Here is a 3,302-nt window from a genome sequence, read left to right on the forward strand (position 1 = left end):
TGAGCGACGAGAAATTCCAGCAGGGTGGCCCCAACATCCACTATCTGGAAAAGAAACTCGGTCTGCACGAGAAGTAATTCCTGCCCGTAAACCCTCCCTTTTTGCTATGGGGAGGGAATTTTGTATTCCATCGCTTTTATCAGTTTTTATCGCTGGTCTTCTGCACCAGAATAGTGAACTGAACTGCTTTTAATTTCTCTCGCAATAAATTTTCCGTATGACGTTATAGCAATCTCGTAAAGGCCACACCCCGTCGTCAGGAGTAACCTAAAGCCGGTTAAAACGGTTTCTATTCTGCCACTTACGGAGGTGTGTTTTGTCTGAGCTGTCTTATGTGTCCGGTGCGCGTCACTCGGCATGGTCCATCTATCTGGCGCAAGTGGAGCGCGTCCTGCCCCTGCTGGGGGAGCTCGGCCACTGGGCCGATACCCTGCGTCATCCGCGCCGCGCGTTAATCGTCGATATTCCGCTGGAAATGGATGATGGCACCGTGCGTCATTTTGAAGGCTACCGGGTTCAGCACAATTTATCGCGCGGGCCGGGCAAGGGCGGGGTGCGTTTTCATCCTGACGTCACGCTGGAAGAGGTGATGGCGCTCTCCGCCTGGATGACCGTCAAATGTGCGGCGCTGAATTTGCCCTTTGGCGGCGCGAAAGGCGGGGTGCGCGTCGATCCCTCCACGCTGTCACACAAAGAGCTGGAGCGCCTGACCCGGCGTTATACCAGCGAAATCGGCATCTTTATTGGCCCGCAGCAGGACATTCCGGCACCGGATGTCGGGACCAATGCGCAAATCATGGCATGGATGATGGATACCTGGTCGATGAACGTCGGCAAGCCTTCCACGGGCGTGGTCACCGGGAAGCCAGTGCATCTGGGCGGTTCGCTGGGACGCGTGAAAGCCACCGGGCGCGGCGTGTATGTGACGGGCTGTAAGGCGGCGCAAGCGCTGGGGATCGACGTGGCGCAAAGCCGTGTGGCGGTGCAGGGTTTTGGCAATGTCGGCAGTGTCAGCGCCGAGTTGTTCCATCAGCACGGCGCACGCGTGGTGGCGATACAGGATCAGTTCTGCACGCTCTATCACCCCGGCGGCATTGATATTCCGGCGCTGATTGCCTGGCAGAAGGCGCAGGGCAAACTGCTCGGTTTTCCAGGGGCCGATACGGTGGCGGATGAAGCGTTCTGGACGCTGGAACACGACATTCTGATCCCAGCGGCGCTGGAAGGGCAAATCACCGCAGAACGCGCCGCGACGTTACCCTGCAAGCTGGTGCTGGAAGGGGCCAACGGCCCGACTCTGCCAGAGGCCGATGATATTTTGCAGGCGCGGGGCGTGGTGATCGTACCGGATGTTATCGCCAACGCGGGCGGCGTGACCGTCAGCTATTTCGAATGGGTACAGGATTTTTCCAGCTTCTTCTGGAGTGAAGATGAGATCGACAAACGGCTGGACGCCATTATGCAAAGCGCGCTGGATACCGTGTGGAATAAAGCGCAGACGCTTAATGTGACCCTGCGTACTGCGGCCTATGCGCTGGCCAGCGAACGTATTCTGCTGGCGCGTAAAGACAGAGGGTTGTATCCGTAATATTCGCTAGCACCGCCACCCGGATGGCGGCGTAAACGCCTAATCCGGGCTACGCGTTCGGTGTTCACGGATAATATGTAGCCCGGCTTAGCGCAGCGCCACCGGAGATTATTCAGGATGACGGTTCTGGACTACGAGGAACGCATAATCTGCCCTTTGCGCTGACGCCGATCGCACCAGATGGTGAAGATCCCGGCGAGCGCAACAATCGCGGCGCCAGCCAACGTAGCGTGTCCTGGCAAGCTATCGAGAAACAGATAGCCAATCACCATCGACCACACCAGGGTGGTGTAATCAAAGGGGGCGAGCAGGGATGCATCGGCATAGCGCAGGCTGAGCGTCACCAGAATTTGCGCTACGCCACCAAAAAAGCCACAGCCAATCAGCAACGCCCACTGCCAGCCCGTGGGCCGTGCCCAGCCAAAGAACGCCGTCGACAGGCCAATCAATGTCGTCATCAGCGAAAAATAGAAGACGATGGCCCCTGGCGTCTCAATACCGTTCAAAAAGCGGATTTGCACATTCGACGTTGCCGAACAGACCGCCGCCAGCAGCGCGAACACGGCCCCTAATGCCGCGCCGTCAAGTGCCAGCCCCGATGCGCGCAACGCGTGGCCCAGGGTCAGGTTTGACGACAGCATAATCACGATGCCGCTAAAGCCGACGACCACCGCCAGCCAGCGGGAAAAACGGACATTTTCTTTCAGCAGCAGGGCCGCCATCAGCACGGTAAACAGCGGTGCGGCATAGCTAATGGCGGTGGCATCGGCCAGCGAAATATAAACCAGCGCCAGGTAGTTGAAATACATGCCGCCGGTCCCGGAAAAACCGCGAATAAAATGGCCGAAAATATTTCTGGTTTTGATACTTTTCATCACGTTGCCCTGTAGTTTTAGCCACAGCAGCAGGGGAAATAACGCGACGAATGAACGGAAAAAAATCACTTCTCCGGTGGGGATGGCGCCGTTGAGCCCTTTGACGCAGGCCAGCATTAATGTCGCGCACAGCGCCGACATTATTTTCAGCAACATCCCGAGTTTGGCATTCATTATCTTACCTTTGATTTTACGACGTACAGGTGTGGATGAAACCCAACCTTAGAACGCCCGCAAAGTGCGCTGATAAGATAATTTCCCTCTGCCTGAATAACCTTTTCTTATTACCGTTACCCGGTATTTTCGCGAGAGATCCGTCATATAAATTGTGTATCCCGCGACAGGGTTTCCCTCTTATACCGTCGAAAACAAAGCCCGTATATTCCAGGGTATACGGTCTGCCATACCGAATGAAATCTGGCAATACAACGGCGTGTATTCAACGAATTCGCACTTTGGGGAAAACATCATGACAGCAAAAAAATTAACTGCCGCTCTGGCATTGCCACTGTTACTGACCAGCATTGGGGCCAGTGCGGATCTGCTCTCGGACATCACCGCACGCGGCGATCTGAAATGTGCGGTCTATTCCGATGTACCACCGTTCTCATCGCCGGATGCGAAAACGCGCCAACTGGTGGGCATGGATGTTGATCTCTGCACCGCACTGGCACAGAAAATGGGGCTGAAATTAACCCTCGTGCCAACCTCCGTTGAGGCGCGCATTGCAGTTATCGCCACCGGCCGCGCCGATGTGCTGATTGCTAGATAGTGTCGTCACGAGGATAAAAATCATTGATAATAGGGCCTTCTAATCAGAAGGCCCTATTATCATGACT

The 3,302-nt window shown here is 55.5% G+C and carries 3 protein-coding genes and 1 pseudogene; 3 read left to right on the forward strand and 1 reads right to left on the reverse strand.

Going from position 1 to position 3,302, the window contains the following annotated elements; all coding sequences use genetic code 11:
- The coding region (locus tag ACSZPU_RS24535; protein WP_499001537.1) for a hypothetical protein at window positions 1-77 on the forward strand (77 nt) is incomplete at its 5' end.
- 239 nt (window positions 78-316) lie between these two features.
- Window positions 317-1,588 (forward strand): Glu/Leu/Phe/Val family dehydrogenase, encoded by a 1,272-nt coding sequence (locus tag ACSZPU_RS24540; RefSeq protein WP_499004186.1) that lies wholly within the window; start codon window positions 317-319, stop codon window positions 1,586-1,588.
- Between the two features lie 131 nt (window positions 1,589-1,719).
- Here ACSZPU_RS24540 and ACSZPU_RS24545 read toward each other — a convergent pair whose 3' ends face one another.
- Window positions 1,720-2,637: a DMT family transporter gene (locus ACSZPU_RS24545; protein WP_499004188.1), complete on the reverse strand. Its 918-nt coding sequence runs from the start codon at window positions 2,635-2,637 to the stop codon at window positions 1,720-1,722.
- A 295-nt stretch (window positions 2,638-2,932) separates the two neighbouring features.
- Here ACSZPU_RS24545 and ACSZPU_RS24550 point away from each other — a divergent pair.
- Window positions 2,933-3,229 (forward strand): annotated as a pseudogene (locus tag ACSZPU_RS24550) (transporter substrate-binding domain-containing protein); the annotation flags it as partial.
- Window positions 3,230-3,302: the final 73 nt, after the last annotated feature.

Origin of the sequence: Phytobacter sp. V69, from assembly GCF_965644215.1 — a bacterium.
In the GTDB taxonomy this organism is placed as follows: domain Bacteria; phylum Pseudomonadota; class Gammaproteobacteria; order Enterobacterales; family Enterobacteriaceae; genus Phytobacter.